Origin of the sequence: Wolbachia endosymbiont of Drosophila leontia, from assembly GCF_028981785.1 — a bacterium.
In the GTDB taxonomy this organism is placed as follows: domain Bacteria; phylum Pseudomonadota; class Alphaproteobacteria; order Rickettsiales; family Anaplasmataceae; genus Wolbachia; species Wolbachia pipientis.
In genome coordinates this window covers 135-4,613 of record NZ_JAPQLK010000044.1, presented here as the reverse complement: position 1 = coordinate 4,613, position 4,479 = coordinate 135, and the positions used below count along the sequence as shown (strand labels likewise).

At 33.4% G+C, this 4,479-nt stretch carries 3 protein-coding genes and 1 tRNA gene; 1 reads left to right on the top strand and 3 read right to left on the bottom strand.

The genetic code is table 11. From position 1 onward, the window contains the following. The 3 genes from OZD63_RS01415 to OZD63_RS01405 all read right to left on the bottom strand — a co-directional run. Positions 1–1,331 (bottom strand): hypothetical protein (locus OZD63_RS01415; RefSeq protein WP_275007920.1); only part of this gene is annotated, 1,331 nt, incomplete at its 3' end. A 52-nt stretch (positions 1,332–1,383) separates the two neighbouring features. Then, entirely contained in the window at positions 1,384–2,295 is a 912-nt protein-coding gene (locus tag OZD63_RS01410) for a cation diffusion facilitator family transporter (protein WP_275007918.1), read from the bottom strand. An 11-nt stretch (positions 2,296–2,306) separates the two neighbouring features. Next, positions 2,307–2,379: transfer RNA gene (locus OZD63_RS01405), tRNA-Val, on the bottom strand. A gap of 249 nt (positions 2,380–2,628) precedes the next feature. Here OZD63_RS01405 and OZD63_RS01400 point away from each other — a divergent pair. Next, complete coding sequence (locus OZD63_RS01400) at positions 2,629–4,434, top strand: hypothetical protein (RefSeq protein ID WP_275007916.1); 1,806 nt, start codon at positions 2,629–2,631, stop codon at positions 4,432–4,434. Positions 4,435–4,479: the final 45 nt, after the last annotated feature.

The following is a 4,479-nucleotide window of genomic DNA, read 5'->3' as shown; positions in this document are numbered from 1 at the left end:
TCTAAGAATACTTTTTTTCCGATGTTTTCGAGTAAACTTTCTTGGTCACCTAAACCATGCTCCTGCAGTTTATTTCTCATGTGCTGAACCAGCTCACAACATTGTAATTTATTTAACTTTATAGAGCTAATATTTTTCATTAACGTCAGCACAATTTGTTCACTATATTGAGAAGTAATACTCAATAATTTTCTCATTAGAGGAATACTTACTTCTGAAATAAAATCATCAACTATTTTTTGACTTTCATCATCTTCATAACCATTTTGAACGTCATACCAAGCCTTAAAAATTTCTTTATTGTTTTTCTTGTTTTTTAACCTGTCTAACATGAACTTACGTGCTTCATTTTGTGCTCCTGGAAGTAATATTTGCCTAGGAGGAGTAAATCCAATTTCTGGATCAGGATGAATACCCTCTAGCGTGCTTAACATTCTATAGATAATACCGGTGAAGCAAGTGTTAGGAATTCGCTCTTTTCTAGAGAAAGTTTGGCTATCAAGCAAATTTGTAATTAACGCGTCTTTTTTATTTTTTACAGCTTCTCTGTCTCCATCATTGCAGGCTTTCAGAACTAAAAGTAAAATCCGTCCACCTGTAAAGCGGGAGCTATACTTTTGATCATCTTTGCAAAAGTCATTTAAAAATGTAATTACCCTTCCTTTATCCTCATCACTAAACTGACGATAATTAAGTTCATTTAAATCATTTATATATTCAATAAATTGCTTAAATTCTCTATCATTAATAACGTCTTCGGATACTTTTTCACCATACTCATCTTTTAATTTATCAATATTTTTAATGATATCATCATTTAATTGATGGGGCAGTAAATGTTCAAGCTTAACATCAAAACTATTAACCATACCACGTAAATTCTCTTTTATACCTTCCAAAAAGAAATTTATAGAAGCTTTAAGCAGCGTAAATGGGTTAAAATCTTTTGGCCTTAGTTCACTCTGCAATAAAATTAATAGCATTGTAAGTGGTATAGTTCCTAGTAACGAAATAAGCAAGAAAGTGGTAGCGAAAGTTAGATATGTTATGAAAGCAGAAAACAAGAGGAAGACTGCTACCTTGATTGTATTGTTCTTAAAAAATATTTCCCAATATTCCCTTTTGCTCATTTTTTGCTGTTTTGCCGTTTTTATTTCTTTGTAGATATAAAGAGTTTTAATTTCAGACCTGAAGAATATAGTACCAAGAGAAAAAAGAACATTAACGGGATTAGTGATAATGGTTAAAGAAACAAAAGTTGCAAAATAACTAACAAACTTTAGCTTGCTAGATTCCTTTGAAGGAAATTGTATTTGAGAAATGCCTATCATAGCCTACCTTTGACATCATTACACTCTAGTAATAGCATAATAATTTAAAACGTCAATGTTTAAGTATTTTATTATCCGCACACTCATCGTATTCGATCTCGACTGTAGAGTGTGCTATCTCGAACCTATTTAGTAGTATTTTTTTTATCTCATACAAAATACCAGTGTGTTGTGCATCTTGCTTTACTTTGGCATGCATGGTAATTATAAAATAATTATCAGACAGTGACCATGCATGTATGTGGTGCACATTTATCACTTCAGGTAATTCTGATGTGATCTTACTTTTTATTTCCTCAGTAGATATCCCTTCAGGTGTACCTTCAAGAAGTATGTGGCAAGAATTCTTTAGAATTTTGTAGCCACTATTCAAAATGATTACACTGACAAATACCGATAAAATCGGATCCACCATTTGCCATCCAGTAAACATGATAATTATGGATGCAAGTATAGCAGCTACAGAACCTAAAATATCTCCTATAACGTGTAGTACAGCACTTTTTATGTTTATATTGCTCTCGCATTTACTATGCAATATAAAAAAGACTATGATATTAGAGATCAGGCCAAGTGTAGCAATTACTAACATTACTTTCCACTCAACATTGACTGGAAAAATAAGCCTCTTTATTGACTCAATTATAATGATTACTGCAATGAGGAATAGAGTTAAACCATTAACAAATGCTGCAATTATCTGCAACCGATGATATCCGTATGATCTCTGCAAATCGGATTTCTTAGCTGAAAACCTATGTGCTAACCAGCTTAAAACCAAGGCAAAGAGGTCAGTGAGCATATGCCCTGCATCTGATAATAGAGCAAGCGAATGTGAAATTATTCCACCTACTATTTCCATAAACATTGTTATCGCAACTATTATTATGGAATAGATTAAGCGCTTGGACTGCGCTGCTGAGTGTTTACCGTTATGCACTGCTGTCATATAAAATCTTTTCATAAACAAAAACGTGGGTAACACTGGGTTCGAACCAGCGACCGCTTGCACGTCAAGCAAGTGCTCTACCAACTGAGCTAATTACCCATCGTGGTTTTAGTATAGTGCTTTGGTGGAATGAAAGTCAATAAACCACTTTGCTTTTGTCCTTGTCCAATGTGATTCCGGAATATAGCTGTATAGAATTTCAGCCATATTCTAAATTTTATATATTAAGTTAACTATCTATACTTTATTTATTAAGATATAAATTATATTAATACAGGGATTTACGTTTTTTTGGGGAAATTACTTTATGCTTGATATTGAAAGATCAGCAAATTAGAGGTTAAAATTATGACAATTAGTCAACAAGTAAATAAAAATATAACTAAAGCAGAATATTTCAACAATAACGGCAAAGGGTTTAATTCGCCACATGTTATAGAAGTTGAAGATTTAAATATTAAAGTAGAGGTTTATTCTCACAATTTAAGAGCAAGTAAAGTTGCTAACATTGAAAGTGAGATAAGAGAAACAGCTACTAATTTTAAAAACGCATTCGAGTTAGAACGCGGCAGTTCAGAACAAACATTTAAAATTTACATGTTTGATGACAAGGATGATTACACTCACCTTGGCGGAAGCGAGCGTTTCGGTTCTTACCTTGGAGACGAAGGTGGTAAATGTTACTACAAAGGGAAAGCTGACGTTTTTGCTGAAATGTACGTCTACCAGCAAGGTGGCGTTCATAACCTTCAGCATGAATTTGCACATGGTTTAACTTACTTGGCTACAGGAGGCAAATCTTTACCTACAGTATTAATGGAAGGAATTGCAGACTACTTTGAGCATCATTCAGATCATAAATTCAATTCTCAAGAATCAAGTATCGACAAAACTGAAGCTGCAAATTTGGATTTAGATAAAATTTTAAGTTTAGAATACTCAAAGGACAGCGAAGCAAATAGCTTGGTTTATAAAACAGGTCATGCGTTGATAATGTACTCACAGGAAAAAGATCCTAGTTTATTAAGAGACTACCTAGATGCTTTACGTCAAGGTAACTCAGATGAGTCAAAAAGTTTCTTGAAAGACATAAAAGGACACGATACTGACTTCAAAAGTTGGCTTGCTGAGAATGATACAGAAACTGCAATGGAACATCTCAACGCTTTGCAAGTTACAAAAGGAGATTTCATAGCAATTGGTCAAGAAATAGTGGGTGGAGAAATTAAAAACGTATCCTACTATAAAGCAAATATAGAAAAAATGGATGGAGAAAACGTTGGAAGTTTTTCTCCTGTAGAACACGTTGCATTTTATGATGTTGCTCGTGCTATAAATAGGGCAACAAATGATACACTTGATATATCAAAGGAATATCATTTCCTCAAGGTAGTAAAAACTTCCGATGGACAGGATAAACTAACTTACTCTGACCAACAAGGTAATGAATATCGAAACAGTCAAGAGTATAAAAATCAGGCTTTGAGGATATTATCAAAATATGATACAGAAATTAAGAATCAGGTAGATGAATTTGATAATTTGAATAAACAACGTGGTGAAATGTATCAAAAATATCATAAAGGAGAGATTACTATTGAAGAGTTACGTAATGAGGAAAATACAAAATACAGACCAGCATTTTTAAAGTTTGATCAACTAAAAAACAAAGCTGTTGATAAGATTGAAAATAATTCCCAAGCAGCAAAAATATTAGATGGGCTGGTCAATATCGATCCAAACTTAATCAGAGGTACTCATATTGATCTACAAGAAGGTAAGATTTTTTCCATGCAAGCTCATGGTCAAGGAGATATGGGTGCACTGTCTATATATGACGGAAATACAAAGCTTGGAGAATTATTGAGCGAATCAGGATTTTTTAAGCAAGTTGAAGGCCAAACTAAAGAAACTTTCGTTTTTGAGGATATATTACACAACTTAAATGTTTCATACGAAGGTGGTGCTTACATGGCAGTTACAAAAGAAAACGGTCATTATAAAGCTTCCCTAATAGATGGCAGAACAGTTGAACGTGATGAATACTTTGATGAGGCGCATTTACATGAAAATGAATTGTTGCATCCTAGCACTGGACACATCCAAAAAGATTTAGATTCTCTGCTCCTTAGAACCTGTTTAAAATCTTCGTAATAGGAGAGAAATGAAGGAAAGGACAATCATTTGCAAGCTGGTGTT

Coding starts and splice junctions, on each gene's coding strand:
- OZD63_RS01410 (WP_275007918.1), bottom strand. CDS start 2,295: ATGAAAAGATTTTATATGACAGCAGTGCATAACGGTAAACACTCAGCA.
- OZD63_RS01400 (WP_275007916.1), top strand. CDS start 2,629: ATGACAATTAGTCAACAAGTAAATAAAAATATAACTAAAGCAGAATAT.